The following is a 19,683-nucleotide window of genomic DNA, read 5'->3' on the forward strand; positions in this document are numbered from 1 at the left end:
ACCACGCAATGTTGCGGCCGGTCACAACGACTCTCCGAGTCTTGTTGTGAGGCATGACTTCGCTATATGGGCCCGATCACAGAGGGGCGCGCTATTACCCGTCCGAAATTCCAGACGTCGGTAATCGGACGATCGCCACGGTGGTGGGCTTCTACGTTGACACCAACGGTCAATGCCACAGGCCGGTCGAACCGGAGGAAATTACGTGTCGGATATTGCCATTGTCGGAATCGGATGTCGGTTCGCGGGCGGGATCGACTCCCCGGAATCGTTCTGGGACTTTATCGTCGACAAGCGCGACGGCGTGGTGGAGATGCCCGCCGATCGCTGGGACTGGCGCCGCTACTACGACCCCGAGCCGCGGACGCCGGGGCGCAGCTATACCAAGCACGGCGCCTTCATGACCAATGATCCGTGGGAGTTCGATCCCGACTTCTTCGGGATCTCGCCGCGTGAGGCCACGGTGCTCGACCCGCAGCAGCGGCTGATGCTCGAGGTGACCTGGGAGGCCCTCGACGACGCCGGGATCGCGGGGCGCTCGGCCGGCGAACAGGTCGGGGTCTATGTGGGCGGCTTCGTCGTCGACCAGTCGGTGATCGGCGTGGTGGGCCCCGCGCTGTTCCACACCGACATGCACACCCCGGCCAGTGCCTCCTACACGATGCTGTCCAATCGGATCGCCTACGCGCTGAACCTGGTCGGGCCGGCGATCACTGTCGACACCGCGTGTTCCTCGTCCCTGGTCGCGCTGCACCTGGCCTGCCAGGCGCTGGAGAACGACGACTGCAAGGTCGCGCTGGCGGGCGGGGTCAATGTGATGCTGCAGCCGGAAACCTTCGTGCTCATGTGCAAAGGCGGTTTCCTGGCGACCGACGGTCGCTGCAAGTCCTTCGACGCCTCCGCCGACGGCTACGGTCGCGGTGAAGGCGCGGGCATGGTGGCTCTGAAGAAGCTCGAAGACGCTGTCCGCGACGGTGATCGCGTCTATGCCGTGATCAAGGCCACCGGGTCCAATCAGGACGGGCGAACAACGGCGATCACGGTGCCGAACGCCGACTCGCAGGAGGCGCTGGCCCGCACCGTCTGCGAACGCTCGGGCCTGGCACCGGACGAGATCACCTACCTGGAGGCGCACGGCACCGGAACGCTGGTCGGTGATCCGGTCGAATTGCGCGCTCTCGGTGCGGTTTTCGGGGCACCGTCCGGGCGCACCGGCACCATCGGCGTCGGCTCGGTGAAGGCGACGATCGGGCACACCGAGGCCGCCGCAGGCGTGGCCAGCGTGATCAAAGCCGCACTGGCGCTGCACCATCGCACGCTGCCGCCGCAGGGCTGGTTGAACAATCCGAACCCCGACATCCCCTTCGATGAGCTGGGCCTGCACGTGCAGACCGAGGCGCAACCGCTGCCCGCCGACGCCGCGCCGATGTCGGTGGCGGTCAACGGTTTCGGTTACGGCGGCACCAACGCCCACGCGATCCTGCAGGAGTTCCGCGCGTCCGTATCGCCGACCGAACCGGCCCGCCACCTCGGCGTCCTGCCCATCTCGGCCCGCAGTACCGGCGCCGCGCGCGCGTTGGCGGGCCGGTTCGCCGACCTGATCACCACGGGGGCCGACCCGGATCAGCTGGCCGAAGCGGCGTGGACCCGAATGTCACACCACCCGTTCCGCACCGGCGTCCTCCTCGACGGCTCCACCGACGAGCTTGTCCGTGAACTGCGCGAGTACGCGTCGGGCACCGGCCGCGACGCCAGCCGCACAGTCTCCTCCAGCGCCGCCGAGCCGGTGTTCGTGTTCTCGGGGATGGGTCCCCAGCACTGGAAAATGGCCCGTGGTCTGCTCGCGGCAGGCGGGGTGTTCGCCGAGACCGCCGAGGAGATCGACGCGGAATTCCGCGCGATCGCGGGCTGGTCGATCATCGAAGAACTGAGCAAGCCGGAGCACGAGTCCCGGGTCACCAGCACCGAGGTCGCCCAGCCCGCGAACTTCCTCGTCCAAGTGGGTCTGGTGCGCGAGCTGGCCGAATACGGCATCGTCCCCGCGGCCATCGTCGGGCACAGCGTGGGTGAGGTGTCGGCGGCGTATGTGAGCGGCATGCTGTCGCTGCGCGAGGCGGTGGGCGTGGCCTATCACCGGGCGCGATTGCAGGCTACGACTGCGGGAAGTGGCGGGATGCTCGCCGTCGGCATGACCAAGGAGCAGGCCGACGCGCTCATCGTCGGCGATCCGCGCGTCGACATCGCGGCGATCAACAGCCCCACGTCGCTGACCCTGTCCGGCGACGTCGACCGGCTCGACGAGATCGCCGAAAAGCTCACGGAGGACGGCATATTCGCCCGTCGGCTGCGGGTCGAGGTGCCTTATCACAGCCGACTGATGGATCCGATCCACGACGAACTGCGCACGGCGCTGGCCGAGCTGGCGCCGCAGGCGCCGTCGGTGCCGCTGTACTCCTCGGTGACCGGCGAGCTCGTCACCGACGGCGACTGGAACGCCGAGTACTGGTGGTCGAATGTCCGTCAGCCGGTGCGCTTCTTCGCCGCGATCGGGAGCCTGATCGCCGCGGGCAGTCGGATCTTCCTCGAGGTCGGTCCACATCCGGTGCTGTCGGGCAATATCCGCGAAGCGCTGGTCGACGCGGACGTGAACGGCACCACGGTGCCCACCCTCGACCGCGAGCAGTCCGATTCGCACAGCTTCCGGCGCACGCTCATCGGCCTGCATGCCGCCGGTGTGCTCGATCGTGGGCTGCTGTTCCCGGCGGAGCGGGGCGTCACCGCGCACGTGCCGCTGCCACGGTATCCCTGGCAGCGCACCCGTCTGCACTCGGCGCTGCCACTGTTCGAGCAGGCCCGCCTCGGTACGCCCGGCGGCCACGCCATGCTCGGCGACCCCGATGTGGAGGGGCGTCCCGAGTGGTTGCTGCAGGTGGGCACCGAACTGCTGCCGTGGCTGGTCGACCATGTCGTCAACGGCGTCAAGATCATGCCGGGTGCGGCGTACCTGGACGCGGCGCTGAGCGCCACCGCCGCCCGGATCGGCAGTAAACAGGTCGCGCTGGAAGGGGTTCGGTTCGTCGCACCGCTGATCATGGGCGCCCCCGATGTTCCGCTGGTCGCGATGAGCGTGGAGGAGGCCAGCGGCCGCTTCCTGATCAGATCGCGCAGCGCCACCGGTACGGCGTGGACAGTGCACTCGACGGGGCGCTCGTTGACCGGCAGTCACGAACAGACCGACGTCGAGTTGCCCACCATCGAGATCGGTGTCGATGTCGACCCGGCGATGTTCTACGCGGGTCTCGCCTCGGCCGGCCTGCAGTACGGTCCGACGTTCCAGCGGGTGATCTCGGTGCGCGTCGGTCGCGACGTCGTGCTGGCCACCGTCGACGGCAGTATCGCCCAAGGGTCGGGGCATCTGGCGCATCCGGCCGTGGTCGATGCCGCGATGCAGTGCGCGGCGATGCTTTTCGCCGACGAGCGGATCAACGAGGGCGTCATGGTGCCCGTGGGAGTGAACGCGGTGCGACTGCTCGCCGAACTCCCCGCGGAGATCACCGTCGTCGCCCGCCGCGACCCCGGCGCCCGCCTGCGCGCCGATGTCGACCTGCTCGACCGGGACCGAAAGCTGGTCGCGCGGTTGACCGGCCTGCAGATCGGTGCGCTCAAGCCCGGTGACAGCCCGCTGCACCGGATGGCCGACTTCTACTACACCGAGGTGCTCGAAGAGCGCGATCCGATCGACCCCGCGGCCCTGGCCGAAGCCGGGTCGGTGTCCACCCTGATCGTCGCGCTCGGCGACAGTCCGCGCACCGCCGAACTCGCCGTCGCGATCCCCGGGTCGCGAGTGTTGCTGGTCGACCCGAACAGCGACGAACTGGAGGCCGATCTCGTCGCGAATCTGGAGGCGGCGAAAGCCGACGACACGCAGCGCACACACGTCTGCGTCGTGGTCGGTGCGGGTACCGACGACGTCGCCGACCTGTGGACGCTCAAGCGCGTCGCTGTCGCGGTGTCGGAGTACGTCACCCCGACCGTGGAAGGCGCCCCGCCCCAGATCAGCTTCGGCGACGGCAACGTCCACGCCACGCTGGTGACCGAATCCGCCTTCATGGCTCCCGGTAGCGAGGCCGAACCGGACCCGCGCCAGGCCGCGCTCGCCGGTGGCCGCCGGGTGCTGCTCAATGAGCAGACCCCACTGCGCTGGCGGCTGATCGACACCGAGCCCGCCACCACGATCGGCGAACTCGTCACCGAACTAGGTGTGCCCGGTGCCTTCACCCTCGACAACAGCGACGAGGTCCTGCTGCGCGCGGGTAAGCGCTTGGCGCCGATGGTGACCAAGCCGCTGCCCGAGCGCATCGAAGAGCTGGAGACGTCGCATCCGTTGGCCGATCCGGAGGTGAACTTCGAGCTGGACATGCCACGCACGCGCTCGCTCTCGCAGGTGGCGTGGCGTGAGTGCCCGCGTCCGGAACCCGCCCCGGGCCAGATCGAGGTCGCGATGGCGGTGATCGGATTGAACTACAAGGATCCGCTCAAGGTCATCGGACTGCTCGGCGAACGTGAACTCGCACCGACGTATTTCGGCACCGTTCCCGGCATGGAGGGCATCGGCACCGTGGTGCGGGTCGGTGCCGACGTCACCGACGTCGCGGTCGGTGACAAGGTCGCGGTGGCGTCCAAGGGCATGATGCGCCGATTCGCCGTCGTCGATCGGGCGCTGGCCGTGATCGTGCCCGCCGACACCGATCCCGGCTACTGCACCAGCACCATCGCCTTCGGCACGGCCGAATACGCCCTGCACGATCTGGCCCGCCTCGAAGCGGGCGAGACCGTGCTGATCCACGGCGCGGCAGGCGGTGTCGGCACGGCGGCCATCCAGGTGGCCAAGTCGATCGGCGCCCGCATCATCGGCACGGCGAGCTCACCCGAGCGGCGCGAACACGTCCTGGCGATGGGCGCGGACTTCGCGGTGAACTCGCGTTCGCTCAACTTCGTCGACGATGTCCTCGCACTGACCGGCGGTGCAGGCGCCGACGTGATCGTCAGCAGCGCGCCCGGTGAGATCCTGCGCCAGAACTTCAACGCCGCAGCCGAATTCGGGCGCATCGTCGAGGTCGGCAAGGCCGACATCTACACCGGCGGGCTGCTGGAACTGGCCAACTTCGACAAGAATCTCGCCTACTACTCGATGGATCTGGACCGCCTGGTCGCGGTGCGCCCGCAACGACTGTCGCGACTGCTCCAGCGGGTGTTCGAGAAGGTCACCGAGGGTGTCTACACCCCGTTGCCGTACCAGATGTTCCAGACGCATGAGGTGAGCCAGGCGTTCGAGGAGACACTGCGGTCCTCGCGCGTCGGCCGGGTCGCGCTGCGGATGGACGACCCGCAACCGCCCGTGCGGCCCTACCTGCCGCCCCTCGACATCGACGGCGCCGGAAGCTATCTCATCACCGGCGGGTTCGGTGGATTCGGCATGGCGATCGGTCGCTGGCTGGCGATGCGCGGTGCGCGCAGGCTGGTGCTGGTCGGGCGCAGCGGCGCCGCCACCGAGACGGCGCAGCGCCAGCTCGAGGCGTGGCGCGCGGTGGGCATCGAGGTGATCGAAGAACACGCCGACGTGACCGATGCCGACGCCGTCGCCGCGATCATCGATCGCGCGCACAGCGAACATCATCGGTTGCGCGCGGTGTTCCACGCCGCGGGCGCGGTGGCCGACAACCGACTGGCCAGCATGGCGATCGACGAGCTCGACCGGGTCTATCGTCCCAAAGTCCATGGTGCGCAGGTGATCCACCAGGCGGTAGCCGATGCCGGCATCACCCTGGACATGTTCGTCCTGTGCTCCTCGGGTGGCTCGATGTACGGGATCTACGGTCAGTACAACTATTGCGCCGCCAATGTCGCCGTCGAAACATTGGCACGGCGCTGGGCCGCCGCCGGTGAGCGCGCGCTGTGCATCGGCTGGGGCCACCTGTCCGGCGCCTCGGGCGGCATGGCCTCGGACGAAACCGCCGAAAAGTATCTGGACCTGGTGGGGTTCGGTCCGATCGACATGGCCGACGCCACCGCCTACCTGGAACAGACCCTGCGCCTCGGCGTGACGAACGCGGCGATCATCCCCACCGACTGGGCGAAACTCACCGGAACCTTCCCGCAGCTGGTGCGCACCGGCCGCACCGCAGCCTTGGCCCAATCCTCGGCCAAGGACACCTCCGAATTGGCCAGGCTCCGTGCCGAACTCGCGGCGATGGAGGAGGCCAAGCGCGGACCCGCCATCGCCCGCAAGATGGCCGACGAACTCGCCGTTGTCATGGGGGTTCCGGTCGAGTCGATCGACATGACGGTGCCGGTGCCCGAGCTGGGGCTCGACTCGTTGATGGCGGTCGAACTGGGCGCGCGGGTCACCAAGACGCTCGGCATCGACCTGATGTCGATGCAGATGGGTCGTTCGTTCAGCCTGGAACAGGCAGGCCCGAAGGTCGCGGAGCTGATTCTCGCCTCCGAACCCACTGTGACACCGCCGCTTCCGGAGGTGGCGTCCGTGCCCGGTGAATCCGCCCCGGCGAGCGTCGAAGTGCCCGACCGGTGGACCGTCGATCGATCGGCGGAGGTCTCGATGGCGGGATCGCACTGATGGTCGACTTCGGTTTGATCGACGAATGGCGCCCGTCTCCCGGTCGGCTCGTGACCTGGTTCGCCTCGGCGGACTCGGTCGCGCGCGCGGCCGGGGCGCCTGCCCATCCGGCGCCGCCCTCGCTACAGCAGGAGCAGTATCTGCGTCTCGCCGACCGGCACGGCGGCGCGGATTTCCGGTTCTCCGGCCTGTGCCTGGTGACCGCCGAGATCCCCACCGGTGACCTCGACCGCGACGCCATCACCCGGGCGATCCACGCATTCCTGATGCGCCACGACACCTTTCGCACGTGGTTCGCCGTCGAACCGGGTGGCACGGTGCGCCGCCATCTGGTGCCGGAGGCCGATGTGGAGTTCGTCCCGGTCGACTACGGCCACGTCGACGACCCCGAGTCGATCTGCCGACACGTGGAGAAGACGACACCCGGCCCGTTCCAATGGGATTGCTTCACCTTCGGCACCATCGAGCACGGCGATTCCACCACCGTGTATCTGGCCGTCGACCATCTGCACACCGACGGTCTCGGGCAGTACCTGTCCGCGGCCGACTTCGCCCAGCTCTACGCCGCGCAGTTGTGGGACGAGGCCGAACCGCTCGCTCCCGCGGCGAGCTATCTCGACTACTGCCGCAACGAGCGAATCTTCAGTGAGCAGCAGAGCCTGTCCTCGGCGGGGGTGAAGAAGTGGCTCGCGCTGTTGCGCGGCAACGACAACCGGTTGCCGGTGTTCCCGCTCGACCTGGGCGAGAAGACCGACGGTTACCACCGCAGCGCCCACCTCAGTGTCGTGCTGTTCGACGACGAACAGGCCGACCGATTCGACGAGGTCTGCCGGGCCAACGGCGCCGAATTCGTCGGCGGTGTGTTCGCCGCGGCCGCATTGGCCGAACGCGAGCTGGTCGGTTCGGACTACTACTTCGGTATGACCCCGGTCAGTACCAGGACCACGGCGGCCGAGAACAATTCGGTGGGCTGGTACGTGACGCTCGTTCCGGTCGCGTTCCCGCTCAGTGAACGCACCACGTTCGCCCGCGCGCTCATGATCGCGCAACGGGCCTACGACAGCGGACTGCTGTTGGCGCCCACCTCTTTTCACCGTGTTCTCGACCTGCTGCCCGCTGATTCCGAGATCAAGGCCGAGCCGGGGTGGGTCACCCCGATGATCTCGTTCATCGATGCGAGGGAATTCCTGGGCAACGAGCTGTTCGACGGCATGAAAGCCGGGGTCTTCGCCAACCGCGCCGCCTCGGAGGAAGCCCTCATCTGGATCAACCGGCTACCGGGGCAAACGACGCTGAGCGTCATCTTCCCCGACACCGCGATCGCGCAGGAGTCGGTGCGGCGCTATCTGGCCGCCATGAAGTCCGTATTCGGAGCCATCATCGACAGCGCCACGGAGCACCCATGATCCGAGAAGAATTCGAACCGACCATCTTTCGTGATCCCGGCATTCCCGATGGCGAGAAGTCGCGATACCGCGTCGGCATCTCCGGCGAGCCCGGCGGCTTCGAGGTATCCCACGTCGTCGTGCACGATCGGGGCGGCTACCACACGACGATCGAGGCGAGTCCGGAAGACAAGAGTGGGCGCGACCGTGCACTGGTCATGACGGTCGAACAGCGAATCGGGCGCATCGACGGGCGACTGCACGCGGAAAGCTATCGCGCGCAGACACGGTCGGGAGCGACGGTGGTCTCTCGCGAGGAAGTGAATTTCGTCGACACCGTGCATCTGCAGTTCGGTGGGCTGCCCGGTCCGTTCCCTCCGAATGTGATGCCGATCGCCGCTGGGCTGACCATGTTGCGCGGACTGGAATTCGCCGACGGGCTGATCGAAACGGTCGACGTGTGGCTCGCGTCCTCCGTGCACTGGCCACTGCTGGTCCGGGTGGAGAAACAGGTTGTCTTCGCGGGGACGGCCGGGGTGTTCCCGTGTTGGCAGGTGCGGTTGCGGCCCGGCTTCGAGCAGGTGAACGGGATGCTGGACAAGATGGTCGGCTCGGTGGTGCCGCCGTTCATCGCACTGTTCGAGGTGGCGGCGCCGCATCGGATGGTGCAGCTGAGTTTCCCGACCCAGATGTCGATGTCGGCCCCGCGCGCCACGATGGAACTGGTGTCATGAGCGAAACCACCGGGGTCGCGAAAGCGCAGGTACCCGGGCTCGGCGCGTGGCTGGCGTTCGGCGCCTGTCTGATCGCGGTGTTCATGCAGATGATCGACGTGACGATCGTGAACACCGCGCTGCCGAGCCTGACCGCCGACCTCGGTGCGTCCAGGTCGGCGCAACTGCTGGTGATCTCCGGCTATGCGCTGGCGTTCGCCTGCACCCTGCTCACTGCCGCGCGGATCGGTGCGATGGTCGGTCGGCGCACGATGTTCCTGGTGTCGGTGGTCGCCTTCACCGCAGCCTCGGTATGGTGCGGATTGGCTGGTGGTCCAACTGAACTCGTGATCGCGCGCGTGGTCCAAGGCGCGGCGGGGGCGGGCATGGCGGCCCAGACGATCGCTCTTCTCACCGTCGGCTTTCCGCGCGAACGCCATCCCTTGGTCTTCGCGCTCTATGGGGGAGTGGCCGGATTCGCCGGGATGCTCGGGCCCATCGTGGGCGGCGTGCTGCTCACCATCGACATCGGTGGGTGGGGGTGGCGGTCGGTCTTCCTGATCAATCTGCCGATCGGGCTGTTCGCGTTCGGGTTGGCGTGGAAATTCCTGGACCGGAACAGCCCGGTCGGTCGTGACCGACTCGATCTGGTCGGTGCCGCGCTGTCCGGGCTCGGTTTGTTCGCTCTGATCGCGGGAATGGCTCAGATCCAGGAGCACGGGTGGCGGCTCCACCTCGTCGCCGTCACCGGTGCCGGGCTAGTCCTGACGGCGGGGTTCCTCGCTCAGCAGCGCGCCCGCACCGCGCGCGGCGCCGACCCGCTCGTGCGCCTCGACCTGTTCGGCAACCGCGGTTTCCGGATCGGCTCGGTGCTGGTCGGCACCTTCTTCGGACTGTTCACCGCGTTCGTGTTCGCCGCCTCGATCACCATGCAGGATGTGCTCGGCTACTCGCCGCTGCTCACCGGCATGGTGATGACCCTGTTCGCCCTCGGTGCGGGCGCCGGTGCCCTCGGCTCGCTGATTCTGGTTCCCCGCTGGGATATCTGGGCGCTGGCGGCCGGGATCGCGCTGTTCGGCGGGTGCATCGCCGCGGGCGGGGTGTACCTGTACCTGGTCGACGGTGTGGCGAACGCGCTGCTGTGCGCCGGTCCGGTGTTCGCGGCCGGATTCGGTGTCGGCCTGTTCGGCGTGCAACTGCAACCGATGATGCTGTCCGGGTTGGACGCGAATCGGATGGCCGAGTCCTCCGGTGTGCTGCCGACCATCGAACAGATCGGCAACGCTGTCGGCCTCGCGGTCTTGACCACGGTGTTCTTCAGCTCGCACAGCCTGGGCGGCAGCATCATGATGATGGGCGCTATCGCCGTCGTCGCGATGGTGCTCGCGGTGCTGACCTTGGCGATGCCGTCGCGTGAGCGTCGAGAACAGGCCGCGGTCAGCGTTTCCTGAGGTGTCGGTGCTGGTCGTCGGCGTGCGGTTGCCGCTGATTGTCGTACCCCGGTGCCAGACTCCGGCAGGTGAGATGGGCGATAGCGGAGACGGGCGACGGCGGCGCTCGGTTGTGTCCGCTCGATCAGGACGGTCACCCGGCGGGACCGGTGATCGACGAGCCCTCGCTCGTCGAGGCGGTGCGCACTCGCCCTGATGTCGAGCGGTGGGTATGGCGGTCCACGGCCGAGATCTACCGTGCGTTGCTGGCGGCGGGCGTGTGGGTCGAACGGTGCTACGACGTCCAGGCGGCGGAGTCTCTGCTGATCGGACACGAGGAAGGGCAGGCGGGGCAGGCGCGCTCGCTGGCGGCGGGCTGGGCACGGTTGCACAACCTGGCTGTCCCGCCGGATGCTCCCGCGCGGGCCGCCGAGACCCAGCCGTCGCTGTTCGACTCGGGCCCGGTGCCGCTGCCGCCGGGGATCGACGAGTTCACCGCCTTGCTTGCGGTCTATGCCGGACAGGTCGCGCGCACCGCCCGGGCCGAGCATCCCGAGCGCATGCGGCTGCTGCTCGCCGCCGAATCGGCGGGCATGCTCGTCGCTGTCGAGATGGGGCAGCTCGGAATTCCGTGGCGTGCCGATGTACACCGCGAACTCTTGGATTCGATGCTGGGCGAGCGCTTTCCGGGTGGATCCGAACCACGGCGGATGGCGGAATTGGCCGAGGAGGTGTCGCGGGCCTTCGGGCCAGGGGTGCGAGTCCGGCCCGATCTGCCCGCCGACATCATCAGGGCTTTCGGTCGCGCCGGAATCCTGCTGTCCTCCACCAGGAAATGGGAGATCCAGCAGATCGACCACCCGGCTGTCGCCCCGCTGCTGGCCTACAAATCGCTCTACCGGCTGTACACGGCGCATGGGTGGTCCTGGCTCGAGCAGTGGGTGCACGGCGGCCGATTCCGCCCCGAGTACCTACCCGGCGGCACAGTGTCGGGGCGTTGGACCACCAATGGCGGCGGCGCACTACAGATTCCGAAGATCATTCGGCAGGCGATCAGGGCCGATCCAGGATGGTCGCTGGTGGTCGCCGACGCCGACCAGATGGAGCCGAGGGTCTTGGCGGCGATCTCGCGTGATCCCGGACTGATGGAGGTGGCGGGCCGTGGCGAAGACCTCTACGCGGACCTGGCGGCTCGTGGTTTCGGCGGTGATCGAGACCGAGCCAAGATCGCGCTGCTGGGCGCCATCTACGGACAGACCTCCGGCGACGCCCTGACCCACCTCGCCGGCTTGCGCCGGCGCTACCCGGCGGCGGTGGCCTACGTCGACGACGCGGCGCACGCGGGTGAGGAAGGCCGCCTGGTGCGCACCTGGCTGGGGCGCACCTGCACGCCGTTGTCGGTCGGGCTCGACGACACGGACGCGCCCCGCGACACCCGCGCCGATTCCGCCGCCCGTGCCCGTGGCCGCTTCACCCGCAACTTCGTGGTGCAGGGCAGCGCCGCCGACTGGGCCCTGTTGGTACTGGCCGGAATCCGGCACGCGATCCGCGACCTGCGCGCGGAACTGGTCTTCTTCCAGCACGACGAAGTGATCGTGCACTGCCCGACCGAGGAAGCCACGGCGGTGGCCGAAGCGATCGCCGCCGCCGCCGACGCCGCGGGCCGGATCGTCTTCGGGCAGACGCCGGTCCGGTTCCCGTTCACCACCGCGGTCGTCCAGTGCTACGGCGACGCCAAGTAGGACGGTCGCCGCGCGCCACCTGCGCCAGTTGTCGGTGGGTATCGGTAGCGTCTTGCCTGTGGAAACAGGGGAACGTATCCAAGAACTCGCCGACCGGATGGTGGCGCTGCGCGACGCCTACTACCAGGGGGCGCCGCTGGTCGCCGACGCGGAATTCGACGCGATCGAAGACGAGCTGCGAGCCCTGATCGAGGCGCATCCCGACCTCACACCGGACCCGAATCCGCTCGAACAGGTGGGTGCGCCCGCCGTGCTGCACGCCCCGGTACGGCACTCACGCCCGATGCTGTCGCTGGAGAAGGCGACGAAGCCGGAACAAGTCGAGGCGTTCTTCGGTCGCTTTCCCGGTCAGTCGGTGGTCGTGATGCCCAAGCTCGACGGCCTGTCGCTGGCCCTCGTCTTCGAGAAGGGGCGGCTGGCGCGTGCGGTCACCCGTGGCGACGGCACCACCGGTGACGACGTGACCCCGCTGGTCCGTGCCCTCGTCGACGGCGTCCCCGAGCGGATCGAGCTGCTCGGCCGCGTCGAGGTGCGTGGCGAGGCGGTGATGCTGCGGTCGACCTTCCTCGCCTACAACGCCGCGCACCCGGACAAGCCGCTGATCAACCCGCGCAATGCCGCGGCGGGCACCCTGCGGGCGAAGGACCCGGCCACCGTGTCCGAGCGGCGCCTGCAGTTCTTCGGCTTCGACCTGGATACCTCGGCCGACGACGCCGCGCACGACCTGGGGGAAGGGCTGCGCGCGATCGGGGTCGCGGGTGCGCAGATGCGGCTGTGCGCCGACGCCGCGCAGGCGCAGGCGGCGATCACCGAGATCGAGCAGGGTCGCAATGATCTGGACTACGACATCGACGGTGCCGTACTACGCCTGGCCGACCGTGATGCCTACGCGGCGGCAGGGACCCGGTCGAACTCCCCGCGGGGTGCGATGGCGTTCAAGTTCGCCGCCGAGGAGAAGACCACGCTGCTGCGCGAGGTGATCTGGGATGTCGGCAAGACGGGCAAGATCGTCCCCGTCGCGTGGCTCGAGCCGGTGTTCGTCGGCGGCACGACGGTCACGAAGGCGACGCTGGCGAACCAAGAGGTGATCCGCGCTCGCGACATCAAGGTCGGTGACACGGTGCTGGTGCGCCGCGCCGGTGATGTCATCCCGTTCGTGGCGGGTGTGCTCGACGCCGCCAAGCGCACGGGCGAGGAACTCGACATCATCTCGCCCACCGAGTGCCCCTCGTGCGGTCAGCCGGTCACCGAGCAGGGCAACAGCCGAGAACTGTTCTGTACCAACGTTTCCTGTCCCGCGCAGACTGTGCGCAGACTGATCCACTGGGCCTCGCGCGCGGCGGCCGACATCGACGCCATCGGGGGAGTGTGGATCGAACGCCTCGCCGAGGCGGGCATTCTCGAAAGTCCGTCGGACTTCTACACGCTGACCAAAGAACAGCTGCTCGAATTCGACCGCGTCGGCGAGGTCTCCGCCGCGCGCATGATCGATTCGATCGACGCCAGCCGTCAGGTCGGCCTGCGCCGCGCCCTCATCGGCCTCGCCATCCCGATGGCTTCCGACGGCACCGCCGCGCGCCTGGCCCGGTCGGGCTTCGGCTCCCTGGAGGAGGTCGCCGACGCGGGCGAGGAACGACTGGTCGCGGTGGAGGACATCGGCCCGAAGGTCGCCGCCTCCCTGGTCGCGCACCTGACGCGACTGCGTCCGGAACTGGACCGCCTACGAGAACTCGGCGTCAGTCTCGACGTGCGCGAAGAGGACCTGCCGCCGGTCATCGCGGCGGGCGCGCCCCTCGAGGGCAAAACGGTCGTGATCACCGGTGCGATCAGCGACCCGCGCTCCGGCGAAAAGGTCGCTCGCCCCACCTTTCAGCGCCTCTGTGAGCAGGCCGGGGCGACGGCCGCGTCCTCGGTCTCGGCCAACACCGACATGCTCATCACCGGCGCCGGAGTCGGTGACAGCAAGCTGGCCAAGGCCGAGAAGCTCGGCGTCGAGGTCGTCGACCAGGGCGAGATCTGGACGTTGCTGATCGACGCAAAGGTCATCTGACGGTCGAAAGGCGCCACAGCGGTATCCGCCGAGTTCGGGAGCGGATACCGCTGTGTCGACAGTGTCTTCTCAATCGGTCCGGTGGTCAGGGGCGCGGTCGGTGACGTAGTCCTTCGCCCAGCGGTAGTCGGGTTTGCCGCTGGGGGAGCGGGAGATCGTTTCCGCTATCCAGATGCGTTTGGGGATCTTGTACCCGGCGAGATGAGGGTGCAGGTGGGTCCGCACGGCATCGAAGTCCAGGGTGCGGTCGGGGGAGATCGAGATGATCGCGGCGACCTGCTGGCCCCACCGTTCGTGCGGGACGCCGATGACCACCGCGTCGTAGATCGCGTCGTGGGATTTCACCACGGCCTCGACCTCCTCGGGGAACACCTTCTCGCCCCCGGTGTTGATCACCATGTTGCCGCGGCCGATCAGGGTGATGGAGCCGTCGGACTCGGCGCGGGCGCGGTCGTCGGTGACCACGATGCGGGCGCCGTCCACCGTCTTGAACAGCCGGGCGGTGCGCTCGGGGTCGTTGTAGTAGCCGAGCGGGACCGCGCCGGTCTTGGCCAGCCAGCCCTCCTCGCCGGGAGCGACGGGCCGCCCGTCCTCGTCGACGACCACCGCGCCGCGCCCGGTCTGCACCCGAGGTCCGCGCGCCGGATCGTCGTCCTTCTGCGCGAAACCGATACCGCCGAAACCGGTTTCGGACGAGCCGATCGAGTCCGACACCATCGACGTCGGAAACTGCTCCAGCAGTGCGTTCTTCACCGGCTGCGACAGCAGCGCGGCCCCCGAGGCGATCACGAGCAGCGAGGAGGCGTCCACCGGTGCTTCGACGAAGGTGTCGATGAGTGGGCGAGCCATCGCGTCGCCGGTGATGACCATGACGTGCGGCTGGTGCGTGGCAACGGACTGCCACACCCGCGCCGGGTCGAAGCGCGGCTCGAACAGCACCGTATTGCCCGACCAGAGTGCGTTGAACGTCGGCATCATCGCCGCGGCGTGGATCAGCGGCGGGAGCACGAACCAGATGGCCGGCACGCCCTGGGCGCCGGTCTCGGACTGCTGATACTCGTCGCGCACCGGTTCACCGCTGTAGAAGTCGACCCCGCCGCCGAGCACCCGCCACATGTCTTCCTGACGCCACATGACGCCTTTCGGCATGCCGGTGGTGCCGCCGGTGTACATCATGAACAGGTCGTCCGCGGTGCGAGTGACCGAGGGCCGGACCGGGTCTCCCGCCTCGACGAGCTGCTCGTACAGGACCGCGCCCGCCCCCGGTACACCGACATCACGGTCGTCGTCGACGCAGATCGATTGGCGCACAGTCGGTGTGACCTCGAGGGCCGCACGGACCGTCTCGCCGTAACAGGCGTGGTAGATCAACACCTCGAGGTCGGCGTTGCCGTAGACGTAGGCCAGCTCAGTCGGGCCGTACCGGTAGTTGATGTTGATCGGGACGGCGGCCAGCTTGAAGCAGGCGAGCAACGTCTCCATGGTCTCGATGCTGTTGTGCATCTGGAAGCCGATGTGCGTGCCGTGGCCGACGCCCGACTCGGCCAACTGGTTGGCGAGCTGGTTGGCCCGAATATCGAGCTCCTGGAAGGTCACTCGACGATCGCGCTGAATGAGGGCTATTCGATCGGGCATGGCGTCGACGGAGTGTTCGAACAGGTCGGCGAAATTGTTGGCCATGTCAGTCCATCTCTTGACGATCTCTCACACGACGGTGAGTGGCAGGGGTTTTCCGCGGTCGGTGAAGGCGAAGCCCGCACCGGTGCTGAAGCGGGTCACCGCGACCTCGGATGCTTCTCGGAACGGTTGCTCGGCCAGGTCGATGTCGACGGTCCAGCCGTGCTGGTCCGTCGCCGTGACGCGGGCGACGAAGCGTGGGTTGACCCCGCGGACCAGGGCATCGAGGGGACGCAGGTCTTCGGGTGTCAGCATCGAAGGCCAGGCCCCGTCGGTTCGAGCCCCACTGACGTGCGGAAAACGCAGGCGCACACCGGAGGACAGCACCGCGATGTCGACTCCGGTGTAGTTCACCGGGTTCAGCGCCGGATGCAGGCGCAGGACCGTGGCAAGCGCGTGCGGATCGTCGCCGAGGGCCAGGCATCGACGAATTCGCTCGGAGGTCAGTCCAGCGATCCCCGCGAACTGCTTGCGCCCGATCCCGAGAGCGGTCTCCGCGTCGGCGCGTTCGTTGATGGCGACCATGAACCCGAGGGTCAGCAGATGCTGCTGCAGGCAGATCTCATCGGCCATCCGCCGCAAGGCCGCGTGGGAGAAATCGGCGAACCGCAGATCACTCAGCAGCGGCCCGGTGTAGTCGGCCATGCCCTCGTCGCCGGGATCGATCTCGGCCAACTCCAGCTCCGCGGCAACGGAATTCGCGAGGAGCGCGGCATTGCGCGGCACCGCGGGCGGGACGTGCGCGGGATCGATGACCACTGTCCACGCGCACACCGGGGTGCGGTCGGCGGGCCGGCGCGGTGGGCGGTGCACCGGGCGAACCTGGGCGTGCGGATTGGTGGCCAGCGCCGTCGCGTCGAAGGTGGGGTCCTCGATGTCGTGGCACATCGACACCACGAATTCCTCGCCCATCGGTTCGACATCGGCCAGCGCACCGCAGTGATCGAGCCAGAACTCGCCGTGATCGTGGTCGTCGACCCGGAACCGGAAGTCCATGAACTGCGGCGGCGCGCCGATATCGAGTTGCAGCCCCTTGAAGATGGTCTCGACGCTGTCGCCGGTGAAGCGCAGGGCCCGCTGCATCCGGCGGGTGTAGATCGGGCTGGCCAGCTGCCACTCCTCGATGGCCACCGCCGTCATGCCCTCCCGGCCGAAGGCGGCGATGGTGTGCGCCATCCCGGACCGATCGATGAGGTGACCGCACAGCAACAGCTCGGGGACCAGCGCGGCAAGTTGGTGCCGGGACAGCCCGGCGTAGCTGCTCATCGGGCTCACCACAGGGAGGCCGGTGCTTCGCCGACGGGGTACCAGCCGGGCAGCGGGTCACGCGAGACGGAGCGTTCGATGCGCTTGTGCATGCCCGGCGAGAGCGCGTTGTCGGTGATCATGTCGAGGAACATCGCCGAGACATTGCCGAAGTCGAAGAAGTCACGCTGCCAAGACCATTGGAAGTCGCCGCCGTAGCGGAACCAGCTGCCGCCGATGCCTTCGGGGGAGTAGTGGCGACCGTCGGCGCGCTTGCCCTCGTTGATCTGCTTCCAGAAGCCGATGACGGTGCCGCTGCGCTCGTCGATGACGAACTCCTGGTACGGATAGGTCCAGCCCTCGAGGCCGAGCATTTCCTGACCGAGGGCGTAGTCGCGGATCTCGTCGCGACCGACGGACATGAACTCCTGCTTGGGACCGTAGTTCCAGCCATAGGTCGCGTCCACCGTGTACATCTCGGCGAGGGGCTTCCAGTCGCCCTTCTCCTCGCACCGCTGGTTCTCCACGACCCAGCGCCGCACCATCTCGTCGAGTTCGGCCCGCTCGAAACTTGCCATCAGTCTGTGCCTTTCACGGAGGAGTCGGGTTCGCCACCGTCGGCGATCGACAGAGCTTGGGTGGGGCAGTAGCGGATCGCGGCCTCGACGGCCGTGCGTTGCGCGTCGCCGGGGGTGGCGTCCACGATCTCGACCAGGCCGCGTTTGGGCACGGTGAAGACCGCGGGCGCTTCGTCCTGGCAGACCCCGTGTCCCTGGCACAGATCCAGATCGACCACGATTCTCATGACGCGCCTCCGTCCGGCACCGGCCGCAGGGGCGCCTCGGGCTGCACCTCGACCAGCACCATGTGGACCCCGCGTGGGACGGAGACCACCGTCGCCACCGCGTCGGCGAGATGCTGCGGCCGCAGCATGTAGGGATGGCGGGCCAAGCCCCAGTCCTTCCAGTCCCGCAGCACCGGTCCGACGATCTCGGGGGTCGAATCCATGCCCATTCCGGTCAGGGTCGGGCCCGGCCGTACCAGTGACGCGCGAATGCCGCTGCCTTCCAATTCCATGCGCAGCTGGCCGACCATCGCCTCGAGGCCGTTCTTCGCGGCGCTGTAGGCGCCGGAGCGCGGCCGTGGATGGTCGGCGCAATCGGAGCTGATCACGACCAGATCGCCGCGCCGCCGCGCTGTCATCCCCGGCAGCACCCGGTGGATGAGGCGTTGGGCGCCGACGAGGTGGACCTGCACCTGGAACAGGAATCGCTCCGGGTCCATCTCGCCCACCAGGGAGAATTCGATATCGCCCGCACCGGAGACGAGGATCTCGGTGGGGCCGTGCGCGCGCTCGGCGGCCGTCACGAACTCGTCCACGGACGCGGCATCGGTGACGTCGAGTCGGTGCGCGTACGCCTCGCCGCCGTCGGCGCGGATCTTGGCGGCGATCTCCTCGCACAACTCGACTCGACGCGCGCCCAGCGTCACCGGATGCCCGAGCTGGGCCAGCGCGACGGCGCTCGCGGCGCCGATGCCGGAGGAGGCGCCGGCTATCAGCACGGGCCTGCGGTGGGGATGGGGTTCGAATCGGGGCACTAGCTGACCTCTACTGTGATGGGGAGTTTGGCGAAGCCACGGACATTCGTGGAGTGCACTCGGGCGATGCCGTCGGCGGCGACGTCGAAAGCCGAGACCCGCGAGGCGAATTCGCCGAGCACGATGGTGGCCTCCAGCCGGGCCAGATGCGCGCCGAGGCAGAAGTGCACGCCCGCACCGAAACTGGCGAGCGCGGAGCTGCTGCTGCGGTCGATGACGTAGCTGTCACCGTCGTCGAAGGCCGCCGGATCGCGGTTGGCCGAGCCGATCAGCAACAGCACCTTCGCGCCCGCCGGAATGGTGCCGCCGTGGTATTCGAGGTCCACCGCCGCGGTGCGGGCCACGATCTGGCTGGAGGTGTCGTAGCGCAGGGTTTCCTCCACCCAGTCGCTGACCAGTTCCGGCTCGGCGACGACCTTGGCGTACTCCGCGGGGTTGGCGCCGGCCCAGTAGAGCGCATTGCCCAAAAGCTTGGTGGTGGTCTCGTTTCCGGCGACAACCATCAGGAACATGAAGCCGATGATCTCCTCGTCGGTGAGGGTGTCGTCATCGATCTCGGCATCGAGCAGCGCCGAGGTGAGATCGTCGCTGGGCGCGGCGCGGCGCTGGGCGACCATGTCGGCGTAGTAGCCGAACAACCGGATCGAGGCGTCGATCGCGTCGACGGGCACATCGAGCACGCCCTCTTCGCGGTGCACCACCAGATCGGCCAAACGGCGGATCTCGGCGCGATCGGGCTCGGGCACGCCCATCAATTCGGAGATGACGTCCATCGGCAGCTTGCCCGCGACCTCGTCGATCCAGTCGAAGCTGCCACGCGCGAGCGCCGGCTCGAGATGCTCGAGGGTGATCTCCCGGATCCGTACTTCCATCTCGGCTACGCGTTTCGGTGTGAAACCCTTGAAAACGAGCCTGCGCATCCGCATATGTCGCGGATCGTCCATTGCCAGGAACGACATCACCCGATGGGCGTGCGGGCCCCAGGCCGCCGGGTCGAGGGAGACGCCATTGGCGCTGGAAAGCCGATTGCTGTCCCGAAATGCCGCGAGTACATCGGAATGCCGGGAAAGTGCCCAGAAATCGAGCTCCGGATTGTGGTAAAGCGGCGCCTCGGTGCGCAATCGGTGGTAAGTCGGGTACGGGTCTTCGTGGAATCCGTAGTCATACGGGTCGAAAGTCACGGGCTCCACTGTGGCGCTGGTCAT

At 68.0% G+C, this 19,683-nt stretch carries 12 protein-coding genes; 6 read left to right on the plus strand and 6 right to left on the minus strand.

The window, feature by feature from the left end; all coding sequences use genetic code 11:
• Positions 1–205: 205 nt before the first annotated feature.
• The 6 genes from ASD42_RS30260 to ligA all read left to right on the plus strand — a co-directional run bounded on the left by ASD42_RS30260 (position 206) and on the right by ligA (position 13,957).
• Complete coding sequence (locus ASD42_RS30260; protein WP_056823105.1) at positions 206–6,637, plus strand: type I polyketide synthase; 6,432 nt, start codon at positions 206–208, stop codon at positions 6,635–6,637.
• Positions 6,637–8,043, plus strand: coding sequence for a condensation domain-containing protein (locus ASD42_RS30265; RefSeq protein WP_056823302.1), 1,407 nt, complete (start codon positions 6,637–6,639; stop codon positions 8,041–8,043). The genes ASD42_RS30260 and ASD42_RS30265 overlap by 1 nt, the downstream gene beginning before the upstream one ends.
• Positions 8,040–8,756: a hypothetical protein gene (locus ASD42_RS30270; protein WP_056823107.1), complete on the plus strand. Its 717-nt coding sequence runs from the start codon at positions 8,040–8,042 to the stop codon at positions 8,754–8,756. Before ASD42_RS30265 ends, ASD42_RS30270 begins: the two co-directional genes overlap by 4 nt.
• Complete coding sequence (locus ASD42_RS30275) at positions 8,753–10,186, plus strand: MFS transporter (RefSeq protein ID WP_056823109.1); 1,434 nt, start codon at positions 8,753–8,755, stop codon at positions 10,184–10,186. Before ASD42_RS30270 ends, ASD42_RS30275 begins: the two co-directional genes overlap by 4 nt.
• A 68-nt stretch (positions 10,187–10,254) precedes the next feature.
• Positions 10,255–11,907, plus strand: a complete 1,653-nt coding sequence (locus ASD42_RS30280; protein WP_056823112.1) for a bifunctional 3'-5' exonuclease/DNA polymerase — start codon at positions 10,255–10,257, stop codon at positions 11,905–11,907.
• Positions 11,908–11,965: 58 nt separating this feature from the next.
• Positions 11,966–13,957: an NAD-dependent DNA ligase LigA gene (gene ligA / locus ASD42_RS30285; RefSeq protein ID WP_084787369.1), complete on the plus strand. Its 1,992-nt coding sequence runs from the start codon at positions 11,966–11,968 to the stop codon at positions 13,955–13,957.
• A gap of 69 nt (positions 13,958–14,026) precedes the next feature.
• On the opposite strand, the gene ASD42_RS30290 is transcribed toward ligA, so the two are convergent.
• Genes ASD42_RS30290 through ASD42_RS30315 form a run of 6 tightly spaced genes read right to left on the minus strand, consistent with a single transcriptional unit; the run spans position 14,027 to position 19,683 of the window.
• Positions 14,027–15,637 (minus strand): acyl-CoA synthetase, encoded by a 1,611-nt coding sequence (locus tag ASD42_RS30290; RefSeq protein WP_056823114.1) that lies wholly within the window; start codon positions 15,635–15,637, stop codon positions 14,027–14,029.
• A 24-nt stretch (positions 15,638–15,661) separates the two neighbouring features.
• Complete coding sequence (locus ASD42_RS30295; protein WP_056823116.1) at positions 15,662–16,900, minus strand: hypothetical protein; 1,239 nt, start codon at positions 16,898–16,900, stop codon at positions 15,662–15,664.
• Between the two features lie 5 nt (positions 16,901–16,905).
• Complete coding sequence (locus ASD42_RS30300) at positions 16,906–17,457, minus strand: hypothetical protein (protein ID WP_056823117.1); 552 nt, start codon at positions 17,455–17,457, stop codon at positions 16,906–16,908.
• On the minus strand, positions 17,457–17,684 hold the full coding sequence (locus tag ASD42_RS30305; RefSeq protein ID WP_056823119.1) for a ferredoxin: 228 nt from the start codon (positions 17,682–17,684) through the stop codon (positions 17,457–17,459). The genes ASD42_RS30300 and ASD42_RS30305 overlap by 1 nt, the downstream gene beginning before the upstream one ends.
• The gene (locus ASD42_RS30310; RefSeq protein WP_056823122.1) at positions 17,681–18,478 is read right to left on the minus strand and encodes an SDR family oxidoreductase; all 798 of its coding nucleotides are present in this window, start codon (positions 18,476–18,478) and stop codon (positions 17,681–17,683) included. Before ASD42_RS30310 ends, ASD42_RS30305 begins: the two co-directional genes overlap by 4 nt.
• A complete protein-coding gene (locus ASD42_RS30315; protein WP_056823124.1) occupies positions 18,478–19,683 on the minus strand; it encodes a cytochrome P450 in 1,206 nt (401 codons plus the stop codon). The genes ASD42_RS30310 and ASD42_RS30315 overlap by 1 nt, the downstream gene beginning before the upstream one ends.

The sequence above is a fragment of the Nocardia sp. Root136 genome, assembly GCF_001427185.1.
Lineage (GTDB): Bacteria > Actinomycetota > Actinomycetes > Mycobacteriales > Mycobacteriaceae > Nocardia > Nocardia salmonicida.

What these genes read in the sequence shown, in the direction of transcription:
- ASD42_RS30265 (WP_056823302.1), top strand. Translation starts at nt 6,637, where the DNA reads ATGGTCGACTTCGGTTTGATCGACGAATGGCGCCCGTCTCCCGGTCGG.
- ASD42_RS30270 (WP_056823107.1), top strand. Translation starts at nt 8,040, where the DNA reads ATGATCCGAGAAGAATTCGAACCGACCATCTTTCGTGATCCCGGCATT.
- ASD42_RS30275 (WP_056823109.1), top strand. Translation starts at nt 8,753, where the DNA reads ATGAGCGAAACCACCGGGGTCGCGAAAGCGCAGGTACCCGGGCTCGGC.
- ASD42_RS30290 (WP_056823114.1), bottom strand. Translation starts at nt 15,637, where the DNA reads ATGGCCAACAATTTCGCCGACCTGTTCGAACACTCCGTCGACGCCATG.
- ASD42_RS30295 (WP_056823116.1), bottom strand. Translation starts at nt 16,900, where the DNA reads ATGAGCAGCTACGCCGGGCTGTCCCGGCACCAACTTGCCGCGCTGGTC.
- ASD42_RS30300 (WP_056823117.1), bottom strand. Translation starts at nt 17,457, where the DNA reads ATGGCAAGTTTCGAGCGGGCCGAACTCGACGAGATGGTGCGGCGCTGG.
- ASD42_RS30305 (WP_056823119.1), bottom strand. Translation starts at nt 17,684, where the DNA reads ATGAGAATCGTGGTCGATCTGGATCTGTGCCAGGGACACGGGGTCTGC.
- ASD42_RS30315 (WP_056823124.1), bottom strand. Translation starts at nt 19,683, where the DNA reads ATGACCAGCGCCACAGTGGAGCCCGTGACTTTCGACCCGTATGACTAC.